At 72.4% G+C, this 19,309-nt stretch carries 17 protein-coding genes; 3 read left to right on the top strand and 14 right to left on the bottom strand.

Annotated elements, in window-relative coordinates; all coding sequences use genetic code 11:
• Positions 1–39 precede the first annotated feature (39 nt).
• The 6 genes from A4A78_RS00325 to A4A78_RS17635 form a co-directional block, all read right to left on the bottom strand.
• Positions 40–1,179, bottom strand: a complete 1,140-nt coding sequence (locus A4A78_RS00325) for a Gfo/Idh/MocA family protein (RefSeq protein ID WP_062946461.1) — start codon at positions 1,177–1,179, stop codon at positions 40–42.
• Positions 1,180–1,236: 57 nt separating this feature from the next.
• Positions 1,237–1,971, bottom strand: coding sequence for a sugar phosphate isomerase/epimerase (locus A4A78_RS00320; protein ID WP_062946460.1), 735 nt, complete (start codon positions 1,969–1,971; stop codon positions 1,237–1,239).
• Between the two features lie 32 nt (positions 1,972–2,003).
• A complete protein-coding gene (locus A4A78_RS00315) occupies positions 2,004–2,843 on the bottom strand; it encodes a carbohydrate ABC transporter permease (protein WP_062946459.1) in 840 nt (279 codons plus the stop codon).
• Entirely contained in the window at positions 2,836–3,810 is a 975-nt protein-coding gene (locus tag A4A78_RS00310; RefSeq protein WP_062946458.1) for a carbohydrate ABC transporter permease, read from the bottom strand. The genes A4A78_RS00315 and A4A78_RS00310 overlap by 8 nt, the downstream gene beginning before the upstream one ends.
• A gap of 11 nt (positions 3,811–3,821) precedes the next feature.
• Positions 3,822–5,129 carry an ABC transporter substrate-binding protein gene (locus A4A78_RS00305; protein ID WP_062946457.1) on the bottom strand — a complete coding sequence of 436 codons (1,308 nt, stop codon included), beginning with the start codon at positions 5,127–5,129 and terminating at the stop codon, positions 3,822–3,824.
• A 243-nt stretch (positions 5,130–5,372) separates the two neighbouring features.
• Positions 5,373–6,404, bottom strand: a complete 1,032-nt coding sequence (locus A4A78_RS17635) for a LacI family DNA-binding transcriptional regulator (RefSeq protein ID WP_062946456.1) — start codon at positions 6,402–6,404, stop codon at positions 5,373–5,375.
• Positions 6,405–6,618: 214 nt separating this feature from the next.
• On the opposite strand from A4A78_RS17635, the gene A4A78_RS00295 reads away from it, so the two are divergent.
• Positions 6,619–7,410: a serine hydrolase gene (locus tag A4A78_RS00295; RefSeq protein WP_062946455.1), complete on the top strand. Its 792-nt coding sequence runs from the start codon at positions 6,619–6,621 to the stop codon at positions 7,408–7,410.
• A 10-nt stretch (positions 7,411–7,420) separates the two neighbouring features.
• On the opposite strand, the gene A4A78_RS00290 is transcribed toward A4A78_RS00295, so the two are convergent.
• From A4A78_RS00290 to A4A78_RS00255, 8 genes are all read right to left on the bottom strand, one after another.
• Positions 7,421–7,891, bottom strand: a complete 471-nt coding sequence (locus A4A78_RS00290; protein WP_062946454.1) for an SRPBCC family protein — start codon at positions 7,889–7,891, stop codon at positions 7,421–7,423.
• Between the two features lie 70 nt (positions 7,892–7,961).
• The gene (locus tag A4A78_RS00285; RefSeq protein WP_156488501.1) at positions 7,962–9,050 is read right to left on the bottom strand and encodes a C40 family peptidase; all 1,089 of its coding nucleotides are present in this window, start codon (positions 9,048–9,050) and stop codon (positions 7,962–7,964) included.
• Positions 9,051–9,132: 82 nt separating this feature from the next.
• The gene (locus tag A4A78_RS00280; protein WP_062947885.1) at positions 9,133–10,260 is read right to left on the bottom strand and encodes a dipeptide epimerase; all 1,128 of its coding nucleotides are present in this window, start codon (positions 10,258–10,260) and stop codon (positions 9,133–9,135) included.
• A gap of 11 nt (positions 10,261–10,271) precedes the next feature.
• On the bottom strand, positions 10,272–11,423 hold the full coding sequence (locus A4A78_RS00275) for a DUF819 domain-containing protein (protein WP_062946453.1): 1,152 nt from the start codon (positions 11,421–11,423) through the stop codon (positions 10,272–10,274).
• A 167-nt stretch (positions 11,424–11,590) separates the two neighbouring features.
• Positions 11,591–11,917 carry a DUF3870 domain-containing protein gene (locus A4A78_RS00270; RefSeq protein ID WP_053917318.1) on the bottom strand — a complete coding sequence of 109 codons (327 nt, stop codon included), beginning with the start codon at positions 11,915–11,917 and terminating at the stop codon, positions 11,591–11,593.
• Positions 11,918–12,003: 86 nt separating this feature from the next.
• Entirely contained in the window at positions 12,004–12,987 is a 984-nt protein-coding gene (locus A4A78_RS00265; protein ID WP_062946452.1) for a hypothetical protein, read from the bottom strand.
• Positions 12,988–13,172: 185 nt separating this feature from the next.
• Positions 13,173–14,651, bottom strand: a complete 1,479-nt coding sequence (locus A4A78_RS00260) for an NAD-dependent succinate-semialdehyde dehydrogenase (RefSeq protein WP_197466600.1) — start codon at positions 14,649–14,651, stop codon at positions 13,173–13,175.
• 90 nt (positions 14,652–14,741) lie between these two features.
• Entirely contained in the window at positions 14,742–16,574 is a 1,833-nt protein-coding gene (locus tag A4A78_RS00255; protein WP_062946451.1) for a glycoside hydrolase family 15 protein, read from the bottom strand.
• Between the two features lie 91 nt (positions 16,575–16,665).
• On the opposite strand from A4A78_RS00255, the gene A4A78_RS00250 reads away from it, so the two are divergent.
• Both A4A78_RS00250 and A4A78_RS00245 read left to right on the top strand, forming a co-directional pair.
• Positions 16,666–18,057, top strand: a complete 1,392-nt coding sequence (locus A4A78_RS00250) for an NAD(P)/FAD-dependent oxidoreductase (protein ID WP_197466599.1) — start codon at positions 16,666–16,668, stop codon at positions 18,055–18,057.
• Positions 18,058–18,249: 192 nt separating this feature from the next.
• Complete coding sequence (locus tag A4A78_RS00245; RefSeq protein ID WP_062946450.1) at positions 18,250–19,248, top strand: hypothetical protein; 999 nt, start codon at positions 18,250–18,252, stop codon at positions 19,246–19,248.
• Positions 19,249–19,309 lie beyond the last annotated feature (61 nt).

Here is a 19,309-nt window from a genome sequence, read left to right as displayed (position 1 = left end):
GGTGGGGCGAGCAGCGGCGGGCCCGGGTCCCCGACGGGCTCAGGCGCGGACGGTCGCGCCCTCGAGCGTCGCGGCATAGGGGTCGAAGTCCGCGGGCATCGGCTCGACCTCGGCGAAGGTCGAGTCGATCTCCACGATCCGGTTCTCGGCGATCGCCGTCTCGATCCCGACCATCACGTCGAGCACGTGCGCGGCGATCTCGCCCTGGGCGCGGTGCGGCACCCCGGCGCGCAGCGCGCGGGCCATCTCAAGCACGCCCAGGCCGCGGCCCGCGGTCGCCCCGGTCGCGGGGATCTTCTCGGCGTCCTCGTCGGCGGCGCGGTAGGCGGTCAGGGAGCTGTCGCCCTCGAACACGTTTGGATCGGGGAACGAGAGGGTCGCCTCGGTCCCGTACACCTCCACGAAGCCGGCGCGCGTGTTCGGGGAGTCGAAGCTCAGCAGCACCGTCGCGTTCTGGCCCGAGGCGAAGCGCAGCAGGGCCGCGACCTGGGTCGGGACGGTGACGTCGAAGACCTCCCCGGCCTTCGGGCCCGAGCCGATGGTGCGCTGCTCGCGCGCCGTCGAGCCGACCGCGCTGACCGAGACGACCGGACCGAGCGCGAGCACCAGAGTGGTCGTGTAGTAGGGGGCGATGTCGTACAGCGGGCCGGCGCCCTCCTGGAAGAGGAAGGCGGGGTTCGGGTGCCAGGACTCCGGCCCCGGGGACTGGAACAGGGTCAGCGCGCTCGCGGGCGCGCCGATCTCGCCGTCCCGCAGGGTGCGCAGCGCGGTCTGGATCCCGGCGCCGAGCACGGTGTCCGGCGCGCCGCCGACGCGCACCCCCGCGTCGCGGGCCGCCTCGAGCAGGGCCTTCGCGTCGGCCGGGTCGGTGGTGATCGGCTTCTCGGTCCACACGTGCTTGCCCGCCGCGACGATCGCGCGCGAGACCTCGGCGTGGGCGGTGGGGATCGTCAGGTTCACGACGATCTCGACATCGGGATGGGCGAGGACGTCGTCGGCGGTGCCCGAGGCGGGCACCCCGAACTCGGCGGCGCGGGCCGCGGCGGCCTCGGGGAACAGGTCCCCGACGATGTGGACCGTCACGTCCGGGAAGGAGGTGAGATGGGTGAGGTACTCGGCGGAGATGGTGCCGGCGCCGATGAGGCCGACGCCGACGGGTCCGGTGGGCTGCTGGGGCATGGAGGGTCCTTGCGGTGGTGGGTGGGGATGGGTGCGGGAGAGGCGGACGGAGACGGCTCAGGCGGCGGTGCGCAGGTGGGCGAGGGACGCGGCGATGCCCTCGAGCATGTCGCCGGCGTAGTCGTCGAACTCGATCACACCGTAGGCGACGTCCCGGGACGCGGCGAGCGTCTCGGCCAGGGGCATCGCCCCGCTGCCGAGCGGGAGCTGCGCGGCGGGATCCTCGGAGAGGTCGCCGTCCTTGAGATGGACCAGCTGCACCCTCTCCCCGAGGGCGGCGAGGAGGGCGGGGACGTCGGCCCCGCCGACGGCGGCCCAGTAGGTGTCGATCTCGAGCACCACCCGGGGGTCGAGGGCGTCGGCGAAGACCTCGAGCGCGGTGCGGCCCTCGAGCCGCGAGGCGATCTCGAAGTGGTGGTTGTGGTAGCCGAGGCGCAGGCCGTGCTCGGCGGCGATCGCGGCGCGCTCGTTCAGCCGATCGGCGAGCACCCGCACCCGGCCGGCGTCGGTCCAGTCCGCCGGGTCCCAGTAGGGATCGACGAGATACTGCACGCCGACGGCCTCGCCGGCCTCGAGCACGGCGGGGAGGTCCACCTCGCCGAGGAGGGACTGGTGCGCGCTCGGGAAGTCGAGCGGCAGCTCGCCGCGGGCGCGCACCAGCGCGTCGCGGTGTTCGAGCAGGCGGAAGGGCTCGGCATGGGTGAGGCCGAGATCGACCAGGCGACGGAGCGTGCCGAGGTGGTCCTCGGCGAGCTGCTCGCGCACGCTGTAGAGCTGGACGGAGATCTCCATGGGGTCCTCTCGGGGGAGCGGGGGAGGGGCGGTCACTTCACGGCGCCGGCGGTGAGCCCGGCGACGAAGTTCTTCTGCATCATCAGGAAGCCGACGACCACCGGGATCGACACCGCGATCGAGGCGGCGAGGACCTGGTTCCAGTAGACGTTGGTCTGGGTGGCGTACTGCCGCAGGCCGACGGCGAGGGTGCGGGTCTCCTCCGTGGTCAGCACGGAGGCGAAGAGCACCTCGCCCCACGCCGTCATGAAGGCGTAGATCGCGACGGCGACGATGCCGGGCCGGGCCGCGGGGAGGATGATCCGCAGCAGGATCGTGAGGTTGCCGGCGCCGTCGACCTTGCCCGCCTGGTCCAGCTCGCGCGGGATCCCGTCGAAGTAGCCGGCGAGCATCCAGATGGAGAAGGGCAGCGAGAAGGTCAGATAGGTGATGATCAGGCCGATCCGCGTGCCCACCAGCGGGACGCCGAAGGTCGCGTCGATGTTGACGAAGATCAGGTACAGCGGCAGCAGGAACAGCACGCCGGGGAACATCTGGGTGGACAGCACCGCGGTCATGAACGGGGTGCGCCCGCGGAAGCGCCAGCGAGAGACGGCGTAGGCCGCGAAGATCGCGACCGCGACGCTGAACAGGGTGGCGATCGAGGTGACCACGAGCGAGTTCATGAAGTACTGCGCGAGCGGCACCGTCGACCACATCTCGATGAACGGCTCGATCGTCACCCGGCTGGGGAGCCAGGAGAACCCGGCCTGCACGTCGCCCAGCGGCTTGAGGCTGGTGGTGACCATGACGTACAGCGGCAGCAGCACGAAGACGCTCAGCACCACGAGCACGACGGCGCGGAAGATCTTCTCTCCGAGTGTCTCACGCATGGGAGCGCCCCTTCCTCCATTGGGTGGCGTACAGGTAGACCAGCGAGACGGCCAGCAGGAACAGCAGCAGGAGCACGCTCATCGCGCTGCCCACGCCGAAGTCCCAGGACAGGAACGAGGCGTTGTAGATGTGGAAGCTGATGAGGTCTCCGGCGGGCGGCTGCGCGGTGCCGAAGAGGATGTACGGGGTGTTGAAGTCGTTGAACACCCACAGGAACATCACCAGCAGCATCGTCTGGTTCACCGGTGCCAGCATCGGGAGGGTGACCGCCCGCCACTGGCGCAGCGGGGTGGCGCCGTCCATGGCGCTGGCCTCGTAGAGCTCGTCGGGGATCGACTGCAGCCCGGCCATGAACATGAGGAAGGCGAAGGGCCACATGCGCCAGATCGCGACGACCACCACGGAGACGAAGGCGTTGTCGCCGATCAGCCAGAACGGGGCCTCGTCCAGGATCCCCAGCTGGTCGACCAGGAGGTGGTTGATGACGCCGGTGTCGCGCTGGAGCATGAAGTTCCAGGTGATCACGGCGGCGTAGAGCGGCAGGGCGTAGGGGACCAGGAACAGGGTGCGGAACACCCCGCGTCCCCGGAAGGGGCGCTGCAGGGCGACGGCCGCGGCCATGCCCAGGCCCCAGCTCAGCCCCACCACCAGCGCGGTGAACGCGACGGTGACCAGGAAGGAGCTCAGCAGCTCCTGGCCGATCGGGGTGTCGAGGTCCACCGCGATGCGGTAGTTGTCCAGTCCGGCGAAGGGGGCCTCGGTCCAGCGGCGGATGAAGAACTTCGTCAGCTCCACGAAGCTCATCCAGAAGCCCGTGATCATCGGGACCACGTGGATGAGCAGCTCGAGGATCACCGCCGGCAGCAGGATCAGGTACGGGAACCAGGTGCGCTGTCGGCGGCGCGGCGCCGAGGGCTCCGCGTTCGAGGACGGCGTCGTGGTCCCGCGGGGGACGGTGGTGGTCATGGTGCCCTTCCTCAGGCCCGGATCGAGTCCTGGGCCGTCTGCATCGCGGTGACGATGTCCTCGCGGGTGACCTTCCCCCCGGTCGCGATGGTCGCGAACATCGAGTTCATCGCCTGGCCGACCGTCGTCTCGAACTGGTCCTCCCAGGGCACCAGCGGCAGCGGGGTGGAGCGCTCCGCGTAGACCTCCATGAACATCTCCGCCTGCTCGGCGTCCTCGGTGAAGGTGGGCTCGCCGTCCACGAGCACGGGCAGCGAGGCGAAGGGCTTGCCGAGCTCGGCCTGGATCTCGGGGGAGGTCATGAACTTCATGAAGGCCAGCGCGCCGTCGCGGTTGTCGGTGTCGGCCATCGCGGCGATGTTGATGCCGGCCAGGTGGGAGGCGCAGTCGTCGACCGCGTCGGCCGGGGCGGGGAAGGGGATGGCCTTGAAGTCCTCCGGGGACATCCCCTGGGACTCGATGGTGGCGTTGGCGTTGTTCTGGTTGATGATCATCGCCGCTTCGCCGTTGGCGAAGGCGGTGACGGACTTGGTGCCGTTGTCGAACTGGGCGTTGGAGGGGTTGACGACCTCGTGCTCCTGCATGAGGTCGAGATAGCGCAGGATCCCGTCGACGACGCCGTCCTCGGTGAAGGTGGGCTTGCCGTCGGCGTCGTTCAGGGCGGCGCCGTTCTGGGTGGCGTTGATGAAGGCGAAGTGGTTGTTCTCGGTGTAGGAGCCGGCGGCGAGGGACATGCCGTACACGCCCTTGTCCGGGTCGGTGAGCGCCTTCGCGGCCTCGACCATCTCCTCCCAGGTGGTGGGCGGCTCGATGCCCGCCTCCTCGAGCATCTTCACGTTGTAGTACATGCCGTAGGCGAGCCCGTAGAGTGGGATGGAGGCGGGGTCGGTGCCCTCCTCGCCGCCGGTGGCGAGGGCCGCCTCGACGTACTGCTCGCGACCGCCGAGGGCCTCGAACTCGGCATCGCCCAGCTCGAGCAGCCCGCCGGTGGCCTGCAGGCTGACGCCCCAGGTGTTCCCGATGTTGAGCACGTCGGGGCCCTGGCCGGAGGTGATCGCCGTCTGGATGCGGGTCTGCAGGTCGGCCCAGCCGATCACCTCGAGGGAGACCTCGATCCCGGTCTCCTCGGTGAACTTCTCCAGGACGGGGGTGAGCACCTCCTTGTCGTTCTCGAGGCTGGTGCCCTGGTTCGAGGCCCAGTAGGTGAGGGAGTCGGGGGAATCGTTGGAGCCGCCGGAGCCGGTGGAGCCGCAGGCAGCGAGGCCTGCGACGCCGGCGGCGGCGAGAGGGGCGGCGGTGAGAAGGGTGCGACGTCGCATCGGGATCTCCTTGAGGGGCCGTCGTCGATGACGGGAGGGGTGGGGGCAGGCGGTCACCTGCTCGGTCCAGCGGGTGCTGCGGTGCTCCGAGGCGAGCCCCGGAGCACTGACGACCGGTACCGAATCGATTCAGTACTTAATCGATTCGGCGAGTATGGCTCAGGCCGATCAGGCCTGTCAACGACGTCAGGTCACGGTGGAGTCACGGTCGAAGCGGGCGCTCTGCCCGCGGTGGAGAGCCCCTCAGGCGCGAGCGGTCGAGGCGCGCCTGACGAGCTCGGCCGGGGCGGTCTGCACCGTCTCTCCCGGTCCCGCCTCTCCCTCGACGCGGCGCACGACCAGGTCGCCGGCCGCCCTGCCCATGGTGAACGGGCGGCGGGCGAGGGCGGTGATCGAGGGGGAGGCGACCTCGGCGATCAGGGAGTCGTCCCAGCTCACCAGGCCCATGTCCGCAGGGATGCTCACCCCCAGGTCCGTCGCCGCGCGGAGCGCCCCGATCGCGATCAGATCGCTCGAGGTGATCATCGCGGGTCGGGAGCAGAACCCTCGATCCGTCTGCTGGAGAGCCTCCTGGCCCGAGGAGATCGTGTACCGCCCGGCCCGGTGCGCATGGGCCAGGCCGCGCTCGGCGCACAGCCCCTCGATCAGCTCGAGGCGCCGCCGCTCGTGCGCGTACTCGAGCGGGCCGGTGAGCTGGAGGCACCCGTCGTAGCCCAGCGCGGCGACGTGCTCGACCACGGTCGCCGCATCCTCCGGCTCCGCCGAGGCGACCTTCACGAAGTCCTCCGGGCCCTCGTAGTGGCCCAGCACCGCGAAGTCCATCCCGAAGGACTCCAGCACCGCCGGGCGGTGGTCGTCCGTGGCGAGGTCCAGCAGCACCACCCCGTCGACACGGCGCTGGTGCGACCAGGTGCGGAACACCTCGATTTCCTGCTCCTCCCCTCCCTGCACGAAGCGGATCAGCAGCTCGTAGCCGTGCGCGCTGGTGGCCGATTCGATGCCGGCGGTCACCGAGGAGTAGAACGGCTCGCGCGAGACCTCCTCGGGATCCCGCACCAGGACCAGGCCGATGTTCCCGCTGCGTCCGCGGCGCAGGGCCTGCGCACCGGAATGGGGCGTCCAGCCCACGGCCCGGGCATGCTCGAGCACTCGCTCACGGGTCGTCGCGCCCACGCCGGGCTTGTCGTTGAGCGCGTAGCTCACGGTCGCCGGGGAGATCCCCAGGTCCCGGGCGATCGTGGCGACGGTGGGGCGTGACGAGGGCTTCTGCGGCATGCGGGGTCTCCGGATCGTGGGCGGGCCGGCCGTGTCGGCGACGTCGTGGGCGGGCAGCAGGACCGGTTGCACGGGCGGCGGGTGCTCGAGCCGGTGTCGAGCGTGCTGGGCACGGGCGCGGCTGGGCACATGATAGGTCCGGCTCGCTGATCTCCCGCCGGACGACCCCTCCGGCCGTCGGCGGGACACGGGGGTGGCGTCATAGGGTCGGGGCATGTCGCTGCCCACCGCCGCCGCCCCGACCGAGGTGCGCATCGCGCACTGCCTGCTCGACGCCGACGGCGCCGTGCTCTCCGCCGCCAGGGCCGAGGAGCCGTTCTACGCCGCGAGCACCATCAAGCTGCACGTGCTGCTGGCCGTGCTGCGCGCCGCCGAGCAGGGCGCGCTCGACCTCGACACGGAGCTGCCCGCGACGCGCACCTTCACCGGCGCCGACGGGGAGGAGTTCACCCTGTCCGGTGACCATCTCGATCCCACCCACCCCGAGCCCGGCACCCCGATCGCGCTCCGGGACCTCGCCACGCGGATGATCGACCGCTCCAGCAACGAGGCGACCGACCAGCTGCTCGAGCTCGTCGGCCTGGACGCCGTCGCATCCGTCGCCCGGGAGCTGGGGCTCGGGGCGACCCGGGTCGAGAGGCTGATCGGCGACGCCGCGGCGCTCGAGCGCGGCCAGACCAACGAGACCTCCGCCGCGGACCTCGCCCGCACCATGCACCACCTCGTCGCAGGCCCCGGCCTCGCCGCCGACTCCCGGGAGCTCGCCCTCGCGGCCCTGCGCGCGCAGACTATCCCGATCATCGCCACGGTGCTGCGTGACGGCGTCCGGTGGGGGTCGAAGTCCGGCTGGGTCGACGGGTACCGGCACGACGTCGCGTTCGTCGAGGACCCCGCCGGATCCGGTCCGCGTCTCCTCGCGGTGATGACCGCGGGGCTCGCGGAGGACGAGGCCGATGCGCGGATCACCGCACTCGCCGCGGAGCTCCTGCCCGGGCTCACCGCCTGAGCGGGGAGCCTCAGCGCGCGCGACGGGCCGCGGCCGCGGCGATGTCCGCGAGATCCTGCGCCATCGTCGGCTTCGAGGCGGCGAGCCCGAAGCGGGCCGAGGCGCCGTCGACCAGGGACCGCAGCCCGCGCCGCAGCGGCAGCTCGGCGACGCTCTCGAGGCGCAGCTCGGTGTCCCCGCCCACGAGCTCCCGCAGCGTGAACACGGTGCGATAGCCGATCTCGCCCACCGCGGAGCGGATCACCGTGCGCTGCAGCGGCTCGGCCTCGACGACCTCGAGCTCCATCGTCCCGGTCATCCCCAGCATCGAGCGCGTCTCCCGCCAGCGGGTGCCCTCGGCGTAGGGGCCGTCGGAGAGGATCTCGACCTCCTCCACCCCGGTGAGCACCTGCGGGGTCCCGGCGATGTCGGTGAGCACCTCCCAGATGGCCGCGGGCGGGGCGTCGACGGTGTGGACGAGCAGGAAACGAGGTGCGGTCATGGCCCCGAGGGTAGGCCGCGCGCCGCCCGACGGGACGGAGCGTCCGACGGGCGGCGCGGCCGCATGCGGATCAGGCGTCGATCACACGCCGCGCCCCGGCGTACTCCCCGGTCGGGTCGTACTCGGTCAGCGACATGATCTCCACGCTGCGCGCCGCGTTCGGGGCCTGCATGATCAGGTCGTCCCCGAGATACAGGGCGACGTGGCGGATCGAGTCGCCGCCCGGCTCCGTCGCGAAGAACACCAGGTCGCCGCGGCGCAGGTCCTCCCGCGCCACCTCCGCGAGACCGGAGTGGTTCATCTGGTCGCCGGCGTCGCGGGCGATCGAGATCCCGTGGTGGTGGAAGAGCGTGTAGGTGTACCCGGAGCAGTCGAAGCCCCAGGCGCTCACGCCCGCCCACAGATAGCGCAGACCCAGGAAGCGCTCGCCGGTGGCGATCACGTCCTCGACCGTCGGCGCCGGCGGCTGCTCGCCCTGCGCCCGCACCACCACGTCGCCGGCCGGCAGATAGGCCGGACCGGCACCGGGCACGGCGACCTTCACAGCCTTCGCGGTGCGGCCCAGCACCGGCAGGATCGTGTCGAAGGAGACGTCGATCCCGGGATGGTTGCCGGACGGCGTGCCGGTGAGAGTGCTGGTCAGCGCGGTGACGGTCGCGGTCTGGGAGGTCTCGGCGCGGCGGGTGAAGCCCTTGTCGACCACGAGATGGGAGACCGGCACCCAGCCCGGGTAGCCGCGCGGATCGCGCGGGGTGGACTGCGCGGTGACGACCACGTGGGCCCAGTCGCCGTCGATCTCGTCGACGATCACCTCGCTGCCCAGCACCGCCTGGCTCTCCAGCTCGCCCGTCAGCCAGCGGCGGGTCTCGGTGTCCTCCATGTTCGCGTTCCAGGCGTCGAGGTCGACGGGGGCCGACACCGCCGGGTCGTCGATCCCGGGCCGGTTCGTGCGCGGATCGACCCACAGCGTCGTCGCGGAGACGGCGACATGGGCGTACTCGCCCGGGGCGGGCTTCCTCCCGGCGGCGGGGCGCGGTGCAGGGGCGGCGGAGGCGGGGCCGAGCGCGGCGAGGGAGGCGACGGCGAGGCCGGCGGTACCGGTCGCGGCGAGGCGCAGGCCGTCGCGTCGGGTGAGGTCGGGGAATCGGCGGATGGTCATGGCATCTCCTTCAGGGGGTCGGCGCCGGGGCGCCGACGGGGGAGCGGCGGGAGGGGTCGGGGGCGGTCGGACGACTGGCTGCTCACCGATCACCTCCCTCGGCGTCCTCGTCGGGGCGGAGCAGCTCGAGGCCGAGCCCGGGCCCGCCCGCGAGGCGCAGCACGCCGTGCTCCTGGACGATCCCGCCGCGGGGCAGCGCGGAGGCGAACCACGCCGGCGGGTCCAGGTCGATCATCGTGATCGCCGGATGCGCGAGCGCGAGATGCGCGGCGGCCGTGATCGAGATGCGCGGCTCCATCATGGCCCCCAGCATGCAGTCGATCCCGGCCCGACGTGCCGCCTCGGCGACCTCGATCGCGCCGCGCAGCCCGCCGGTCTTGGCGAGCTTGATGTTCAGCAGATCGCAGGCCCGCGCCTCGATGAGCCGGTGCGCATCGGCCGCCGACCACACGGCCTCGTCGGCCATGATCGGCACGGACACCGCGGCGGTGACGCGGGCGAGCCCCTCCACGTCGCCGGCCGCGACGGGCTGCTCGACGAGCTCGACGGGCAGGCCGTCCTTCTCGAACCCGGCGATGATCTCGACCGCCTGGTCGGGCAGCCAGCCCTGGTTCGCATCCAGCCGCAGCCGCGCCGACGGGGCGGCCTCGACGACCGCGGCGAGCCGCTCCCGGTCCTCGGCGATGTCGTGGCCGAGCTTGATCTTCAGGATCTCGTGCCCGGCCGCGACCGCCTCCCGCGCCCGCTCCGCCATGGTTCCCGGCTCCTCGAGGGAGACCGTCATGTCGTTGCGCATCATCGCCGAGGCGCTGCCGCCCAGCAGCTCCACGAGCGGCCTCTCCGCCGCGCGGGCCCAGGCGTCGTGGAGGGCGACCTCGAGCGCCGCCTTCGCGCTCGTTGCCCCGGGCATCGCGGCCGCGATCCGGGCGGAGAGCTCGCCGATCGTGCCCCGCGCGCCGTGCAGCGAGGCGCCGAGCGGCCCGTCGAGCGCGGCGAGGATGCTGGCGGCGTCCTCGCCGGTGACCGCGACGGTCTCCGCGGCCGAGCCCTGACCGACCGCGCCTCCGGCGAGCTCCACCTCGGCGACCACGTACTCGACCGCCTCGGTGCGGCGGGCCGCGGTGACGAAGGGGTGGCGCAGCGGCGCCCGATGGAGGTGGCGGCGCACCGCCGCCACCTCCAGCACCGCATGCTCGGCGTCGTGCTCCATGGGACCGCCGGTCACAGGGCCGACATGATCTGCGCGGCGGCGAGGCCGAGGAAGGTGCCCAGGAACGAGCCCATGAGCGCCATCAGCACGCCGACCGGCACGAGCTTGCGGTTGAAGGCGCTGGCCACGACCGGCGCGGAGGCGATCCCGCCGATGTTCGCGGTCGAGGAGACCGCGATCGAGAACAGGTCGGTGCGGGTGAGCTTGGCGTAGACGACCATGATCGCCAGGTGCACGAGCACCACCAGGAGACCGATCAGCAGGTACAGCGGCGCCTGCGTGAGCGCGGAGAAGTCGGAGCCCGCGGCGATCTGGCCGATCACGATGAACAGCATCAGCGTCGCGATCTCCGTGGAGCCGCCGATCCGTCCCAGCGGCGTCTGGGCGATCACGAGGCCGAGCACGGAGACGATGACGATGGTCCAGGTGGTCCCGTTGACGACGTCGCCCAGCTCCGGGAGGAGGCCGCCGACCCAGATCGCGAGGGTCGAGACGAACAGCGAGCCGAAGACGACGGTAGCGAGGGACTGGACGGTGATCGGCGCCTCCTCCGTCTCGAAGTCGTCGCCGTGGTCGACCAGATGCGTCGAGCGGGCCTTCGTGAACCGGTCGAAGCGGCCGGAGATCGCGACGGAGGAGAAGGCGACGGTGAGCCAGATCGAGTAGATGAGCGTGTCGGTGATCAGCGCGTAGCCGAAGATGTTCTCCGGCGCCTGGAGGATGTCCTGCACCGCGACCATGTTCGCGCTGCCGCCGGTCCAGGAGGCCAGCAGCGCGCCGAGCACCTTCCACGCCTCCGGGTGCAGGGCGCTCTGGAAGGCGAGGAACACGCCGACCATCGCCACGAACAGGGAGGCGGCGGAGACGGCGTAGGTCAGCAGCAGCCGCGGGCCGAGCTTGATGATGCGGCGCAGGTCGCATCCGAACAGGAACAGGAGGATCATCGCCGGCAGGACGACGTCCTTCACGGCGGCGACGGGGGCGCGGGTCGCGTCGTCCTGCCCGAACACCCCCAGCGAGTTCAGGGCGGCGCACAGCAGGTACATCAGCACCATGCCGGGCACGTACTTGAACAGCTTCCAGCCGGTGGTGCGCTCGAGCACGATCAGCGCGCACGAGAGCGCCAGCAGGACGCCGAGCATCAGCAGTCCGTCGGTGATCACGGGGTCTCCTCGGTGAGTGGGGAAGGGGGTGCGGCCGTGCCCCCGGCGGCTGCGGGGACAAAAAAATCGGAAGCACCGGGAACCGGCGTCTCGGGCGAGGCGCGGTGCGGTGCTTCCGACGGGATCCGGTTCGGTGAGGTTCCGGGCGGACGGCTGCGGGTATGCGGTTATGACTCCTGGTCGGGGAGGGCCGACAGGTCGCGGTACTTCGCGGCGGCGCTGCGCACGGCGGCGGCGAGAGCCTTCTGCGAGGACCCGTGGTACCTGTCGGTGATCGACTCCACCAGGGCGTCCTCCTCGAGCAGGGATCGACCGACCACCAGCTCCCGGACGAACTCGACCGTGAGCGTCAGCGTGGCGGTGCAGTCGGCTGCCTGGATGACGTGGGTCTCAGTATCGACGACGAGGCCGACGAAGAACAATCCCCACTGCGTCGTGATCGGATTGTTGCTCGGGGACTTCGCCTCGCCCGTGAGGTAGATCGTGCGGGTCATCCGGTGATCCTATGCGGGAGCGACGGGATACGGCCCCGGACCGGGCAGTGCCCGGCCCGGGGCCGCAGGTCGTGGGAGGGAGGAGGTCAGCGCAGGTTCGCGGGACCGGCCTGCTCCGCGGCCTTCTCGGCCTCGGCGCGACGCTCGTCGCGCTGGGTGTCGAGGCCCTGGGCGTGGTCCGCGGGGGCGGACTGCGCCGAGAACGCACGCTTCTGCGCGGCGGGCTGGAGGTCGACGAACTGGCCGCCGAGCTCGCCGCGGACGCGGTTCTCGGAGCCGGTGGGCGCGGGGTCGTTGCCCTCACCGGTCAGGTCGCCGCGGATGATCGTGTCCGTGACGTCGACGCCGTCGGTGTTGTCCGAGGCGGTGACGTCGCCGCCGAAGTAGGTGGCGCCCTCGCAGCGGATCTTCTGGCCGCCGGACCCGAGCTGCACGCCGGCGTTGCCGGTCAGCGACGCGTTCCCGTCGAGCTCGCCGGCGCAGAAGGTGGTGCCCTCGGTCGCGCCGGTGACGGTCAGGTCGCCGGCGAGGGTCGAGTCGAGGATGTCGGTGAACTCGGTGTTCTCGCTGGTCACGTTGCCGCCGATGGTGTTGCCGCTGAGGTGCACGAGGCCCTGGGCGACGTTCACGCGGCCGGAGATCGAGGAGTCGTAGGAGTACAGGAAGGGCGAGGCGCCCTCGGCCGCACGGCCGTTGTAGTTGCCCTCCACCGCGGACTCGTCGAGGTAGACGCCGTAGCCGCCGTTGGAGACGACGTTGCCGGCGATCTGGGAGGTGGAGGCGTCGAAGTAGCCGTCGCCCTGGACGACGACGCGGCCGCCGACGGAGGAGTCGGTGATGAGGAGGTCGGCGCCGGCCTGGACGCGCACCTCGCCCTCGACGGTGACGTCGGTGAGGACGCAGGACTTGTCCTTCGCCACGACGAGGTCGCCGGGGACGGTGACCGAGGAGGCCTCGCCGTCGCAGCGGGTGGTCAGGGCGGCGCTCGCGGAGCCGGCGGTCGCGGCGATGCCCGCGGCGGCGAGCGCGGCGGCGGAGAGCAGGGTCACGGAACGGGAGAGGGTGCGCACTGGGGCTCCTTGGTCGCCGCGCCGGGCAGGGCGGGGCTGTGGGGGTTCGATAGGGGTGCGTCACGACCGTAGCGACTCACATCACACCGGACAATCGATTCGGCCAGATTCGCCGGAGTTCACCGAGATTTCCCCTTCTCGTGCCCCGGGCGACGAGCTCTCGTCCCCCTCGCCCCGGCCGCAGGTCAGAGCGGGAGTCGCACGTAGGTCGTCTCGAGGTACTCGGCGAGCCCCTCGTGGGAGCCCTCCCGGCCCAGCCCCGACTCCTTCACCCCGCCGAAGGGGGCCGAGGGGTCGGAGGCCACGCCCAGGTTCACCGCGACGATCCCCGACTCGAGCCGTCCGGTGACGGCCGTGACCTCGCCGAGGTCCTCGCCCATCAGGTAGGCCATCAGCCCGAACTCGGTGGCGTTGGCCGCTGCGACCATCTCCTCGACGTCGTCCAGCACCGTGATCGGCGCGAGCGGGCCGAAGATCTCCTCGCGCTGCACGCGCGCGTCCCGCGGCACGTCGGCCAGCACCGTCGCCTCGTGGAAGAAGCCCTCGCCCCCGCCCGTGCCGCCGCCGGTGAGCACCTTCGCGCCGCGCTCGACCGCATCGGCCATGAGCTCCTGGACGGAGTCGACGGCGGCCCGGTCGATCAGCGGGCCGAGGGTCGTGGCGGGATCCGTGCCGGGGCCGAGCACGAGCTGCTTGGTGCGCTCGACCAGCCGGTCGGTGAACTCCTCGGCGACGGAGGAGTGGACGTAGAAGCGGTTCGCGGCGGTGCAGGCCTCGCCGTTGTTGCGGAACTTCGCGAGCATCGCCGCCTCGACCGCGGTCTCGACGTCCGCCGAGGGGAGGACCAGGAAGGGTGCATTGCCGCCCAGCTCCATCGAGGTGCGCAGCACGTGCTCGGCGGACTGGGCGATCAGGGTGCGGCCCACCGCGGTGGAGCCGGTGAAGGAGACCTTCCGCAGTCGCGGATCGGCCATCAGCGTCGAGGACAGGCCCTTCGAATCGCTCGTGACCACGCAGTTCACCACCCCGTCCGGCACTCCGGCCTCGGCGAGGATCGCCATCAGCGCCAGCGAGGTCAGCGGCGTCTTCTGCGCGGGCTTGAGCACCGCGGTGCAGCCGGCCGCGAGGGCCGGGCCGATCTTCCGCGTCCCCATCGACAGCGGGAAGTTCCACGGCGTGATCAGCAGGGTGGGGCCGACGGGCCGGACCGTGGTGAGCACGGCGTGGTCGGCGGCAGGAGCGTGGCGGAACCGGCCGGGCTCGCGCACCGCCTCCTCGCTGAACCAGCGCAGGAACTCCGCGCCGTAGGAGACCTCGCCGTACGCCTCGGCGAGCGGCTTGCCCATCTCCAGGGTCATCAGCGCCGCGAGGTCGTCGGCTCGCTCGTGGCACAGCTCGTAGGCGCGGCGCAGGACCTCCGAGCGCTCGCGCGGCGTGGTCGCGGCCCAGTCCGTCTGAGCGGCGCAGGCGGCGTCCAGGGCCTTCGCGCCGACGGAGGCGGCATCGGCGTCGACCACGCGGGTCAGCGCCGCGCCGGTGGCGGGGTCGATCACCTCGAGCGCGGCGGTGCCGCCGAGGAAGCGGCCGCCGACGAAGGAGCTGGTCGGGGTGCGCTCGAGCACCTCCGCGATCCGGGTGGGGGTGAGGGCGGGCTGCTGGGACATCGGAACCTCCTGCGTCGACGGATGCTTCCTCCAGTCTGCACCCGTCCCGCCCCGCCGTGCCCGTTCGTTCTCAGTCGTGCCGGGCCGTGCTCAGCCGGCGGCGAGGGCGTCGACCGCGCCGATCAGGCCCAGGTGGCTGAAGGCCTGGGGGAAGTTCCCGATCATGCGGCGGTGCGTCCCGTCGTACTCCTCGGCGAACAGGTGCAGGTCGTTCCCGCAGGCGAGCAGGGTCTCCATCAGCTCCTCCGCCTCGTCCCGTCGGCCGGTGGCGGCGTACTGCTGGACCAGCCAGAACCCGCAGACCACGAAGGGGTGCTCGTCGCCGGGCAGGCCGTCCTGCCCGAGGGTGCGGTAGCGCAGCAGGAGGCCGTCCTCGGTGCGCAGGTCCCGCTCGATCCGTGCGACGGTCGCGAGCATCTGCGGGGCGTCGGCCGGGAGGAAGCCGGTGTGCGGGATCTGCAGCAGGGAGGCGTCCACCTCGGTGCTGCCGTAGGTCTGGGTGAAGGCGCCGTCGGGGCCGACGCCCTTCTCGAGGATCTCCGCGCGGACCCGGTCGCGCAGCCGGGTCCACTTTGCGAGCTCCTCCTCGGTCGCGGGCAGGCCGTGCTCGGTGACGGCGCGGACCGCTCGGTCGAAGGTCGCCCACACCATCACCCGGCCGTGGGTGAAGAAGGCCGGCTCCCCGCGCATCTCCCAGATGCCCTGGTCGGGGTCGTCGACGTGCGCGATCGTGAAGCGCACCAGCGCCTTCTGCAGCGGCCAGGACCAGCGCGACTCCGCGACCCCGGCCTCCCGCATCGCCGACAGCGCGATCATCACCTCCCCGACCACGTCCGCCTGGTACTGGGCGGAGGCGCCGTTGCCGATCCGCACCGGGAGGGAGCCCTCGTAGCCGGGCAGGTGCTCGAGCTCCTGCTCGGGCAGGTTCCGGTCCCCGGTGATCGTGTACATGATCTGGAGCCGCTCGGGGTCCCCGGCGATCGCGCGCAGCAGCCACTCCCGCCAGGACACCGCCGCGTCGACGTGCCCGTGCGCGAGCAGCGCCTCCAGCGACAGCGCCGCGTCCCGCAGCCAGCAGAAGCGGTAGTCCCAGTTGCGCACCCCGCCGAGGTCCTCGGGCAGGCTCGTCGTGGGCGCGGCGATGATCCCGCCGCTGCGGCGATGGGTCAGGGCGCGCAGCACCAGCAGGGAGCGGGCGACGGGCTCGGCGTACTCCTCCTCGACGCGGACGCTGCCCAGCCAGGAGGACCACTCCACGCTGGTCGCCGCGAGCGCGGCGTCGACGTCGGGCGCCGCGGGCACCTCCTGCCAGGACGGGAACCAGGTCAGCACCCAGTCGGCGCCCTCCCCGGCGCTCAGGCGGTGCCGGCCGTGGTGGGAGCGGTGCCCGGCGCGGAGGGCCGGGCCGTGCAGCGAGACGGCGTCCCCGCCCGCGACGGCCAGCAGCACCCCCTGGCCGGCGGCGTCCTCGCTGCGACGCACCCACGGCACCGCCGCGCCGTACTCGAAGCGGAGCACGAGCTCCTGGACCACCTCGACCTCTCCCTCGGTGCAGGTGACCGAGCGGATCAGGTCGGAGAGGTCCGCGTCGGCGCCGTCGGGGTGGGCGACGGGGGCCGGCGACGCGATCGCGCGCTCGGCGCCGATCGGGAGGAGCTCGATCACGGTCGCGGCGCCGGTGGGGGAGCGCCACTGCGTCTCCAGCACCATCGTGCCCGGCAGGTAGCGGCGGGAGACTACCTCCCCGTCCGCGATCCGCAGCGACCAGTGCCCGTGCCGCTCCTCGCCCAGCAGCGAGGTGAACAGGGCGTCGGAGTCGAAGCGCGGCATGCACAGCCAGTCGATGTCCCCCTCCCGCGTCACGAGCGCGGCGGTGCGCTGGTCGGAGAGCAGAGCGTGGTCCTCGATCGGTGCGGCGGTCATGGGGCCAGTGCATCACGGCGGGCGGGCCGACGGACCGGAGCAGTCGGCGAGAACCCGCGGCGGAGATGGACAGCAGGAATACGGTGAGCCCATGACGAACTCCGGGAACAGCCTGTCCGTGGACGTGCTCGTGATCGGCTGGGGCAAGGGCGGCAAGACCCTCGCCGCGGCCCTCGCCGGCCTCGGGCAGAAGGTCGCGATGGTCGAGCAGTTCGCGTCGATGCACGGCGGGACCTGCATCAACATCGGCTGCGTCCCCACCAAGACCCTCGTGCACGACGCCCAGGAGCGCCGCGAGGACGATGACGCCGCCTCCTACTGGGCACGGGCCGTCCAGCGCCGCGACACCCTCATCGGGACGCTCCGCGACGTCAACCACCACCTGCTCGCCGACCTCGACACGGTCACCCTCGTCGACGGCCGCGCCCGCTTCGTGGGCGAGCGGACCGTGGAGGTCTGCGGCGGCGAGGACCGCCTCACCGTCACCGCGCCGACGGTCGTGGTGAACACCGGCGCCGTGCCCTCGCGCCCGGACCTGCCCGGGATCGACTCCCCTCGGGTGCACGACTCCACCTCGCTGCAGCACGCCGACCCCTTCCCGCGGAGGCTCGCGGTGGTGGGCGCCGGGCCGATCGGGCTCGAGTTCGCCTCGATGTTCGCGGGCTTCGGCGCCGAGGTGACGGTGCTGAACCGACGCCCCTGCCTGCTGCCCGCCGAGGACGAGGAGGTCGCCGCCGAGGTGCAGTCCGTGCTCGAGGGCGACGGGATCACCGTGCTGCACGAGGCGGACCTCCGCGGCGTCGAGGACGGGGCGGAGGAGGCGCTGCTGCGCCTCGAGGTCGCGGGGCGGTCGCGCGATCTCGCGGTCGACGCCGTGCTGCTGGCCACCGGGCGCCGCCCCGCCACCGACGGCCTCGGGCTCGAGGCGGCGGGCATCGACGTGGACGAGCGCGGCGCGATCGTGGTCGACGAGCACCTGCGCACCAGCGCCCACGGCGTCTTCGCGCTCGGCGACGTGCACGGCGGCGCCCAGCAGACCTACCTCTCCCTCGACGACCACCGCATCGTTCTCTCCCAGCTCACCGGCGACGGCTCCCGCTCCACCTCCGACCGGGTCGCGGTGCCGACGACCACCTTCCTCACCCCTCCGCTCGCGGCCGTGGGCCTCACCGAGACGGAGGCGCGGGAGCAGGGACGGGATGTGCTGGTCGCGACGCAGAAGGTCGCCGCGATCAAGGCCATGCCCCGCCCGAAGACCCTCGGCGACCCCCGCGGGCTGGTGAAGATCGTGGTCGATGCGGACACCGACGAGATCCTCGGCGCACGGCTGTTCCACGTCGACGCGCAGGAGGTGATCAACCTGATCGCGCTCGCGATGCGCACCGGCACCACGGCGACGCAGCTGCGCGACGGGATCTGGACCCACCCCTCCTCGACCGAGGCGCTCAACGAGACGCTCGGGAAGCTCGCGCCGGTGGAGTGAGCCGCGGACACGGCGGGACAGGGAGACGGGCGGCGTCCTCCCCGCCCCGCCGTGCCGCCCGTCGGCTCTGACGGGGTGAGGCAGCTCATCGCCCCGCGAAGCCCCTGATCGCATCCGCTTTCCCGACTCTTTTCCAGGGTTCTCCGAGAGTTCCTCGACGGGAGTCCGAGGCACGGTGCGGAGCGTGGGGCCATGAGCTCCACCCCGCCCTCCTCCCCGGTGCCTCCTCACTCCCCGCATGGCCCTGACGTCCCGCCCGTCGAGGACGCGGCGGGCTCCTCGGAGTCCCAGGTCAAGAGCCTCTCCGTGCCCGGCCTGCTCGCCGGCGGCGCCGCCGCGGCGACCACCTCCGTGATCGGCGGCCAGCTCGGCATCAGCGGCACCGTGCTCGGTGCCGCGATCACCTCCGTGATCTCCGCGGCCGTGGTCGCCTTCTACACCGACTCCGTCAACGGCACCGCCCGCACGCTCAAGCAGGTCAAGGCCAAGGCGGGAAAGGCGCAGTCCCGCGTCCGAGGCGGGGAGGTCCACTCCTCGCGCACCCGCCGCGAAGCGGGTGAGGACGGCGCCGTCGGGACGGACGCCGCCGGGACGTCCGAGCATAGGCCCGGTGCGGACGGCGCCTCCGGGGAGACGCCGGGTCGCGGCCGGCGGATCGGGAGGATCGCCCTGATGAGCGTGGTCATCGCCCTGATCGGCATGGCCGCCGTGTTCGGCGTCCAGCGTCTGACCGGCACGGAGCTCTCCCCGGGCACCGGCGAGATCCAGCGCTCCGTCACCGGGACCGAGCACGTGACCCCCCGCGAGGACTCCGGCGGCACGACCGAGGACGGGACGTCCGAGGACGGCACCGGAGAGGACGGGACCGGGCAGCAGGACGGCGCCGAGCAGCAGGACGGGACCGGGCAGGACGGGACCACCGTGGACCCGCAGCAGCAGGACGGCACGACCGGCGAGGGCACCACCGGTGACGGATCCTCCGAGGAGGGCACCGGCGGCGGAGGCACCTCCGAGCAGGGCGGCGGCACGAGCGGCGACGGCAGCTCCTCCGGCGGAAGCTCTTCGGGTGGTGGCCAGGACAGCGGCGGCGCCTCCGGGAGCGGAACCTCCGGCAGCGCCTCCTCGGGCGGTGCGAGCTCCGGGAGCGGCTCCTCGGGCAGCGGATCGGGCTCGACCGGCTTCGGGAGCTGACCCGTCGGCGATGCCTCCGGCACCTCCGGCGGCGGCGCGGGGTCGGGCGGTCCCGGGTGGC

This window comes from Brachybacterium sp. sponge, from assembly GCF_001613775.1.
GTDB classification, from domain to species: Bacteria; Actinomycetota; Actinomycetes; order Actinomycetales; family Dermabacteraceae; genus Brachybacterium; species Brachybacterium conglomeratum.
This window is presented reverse-complemented; position numbering and strand designations above follow the sequence as displayed.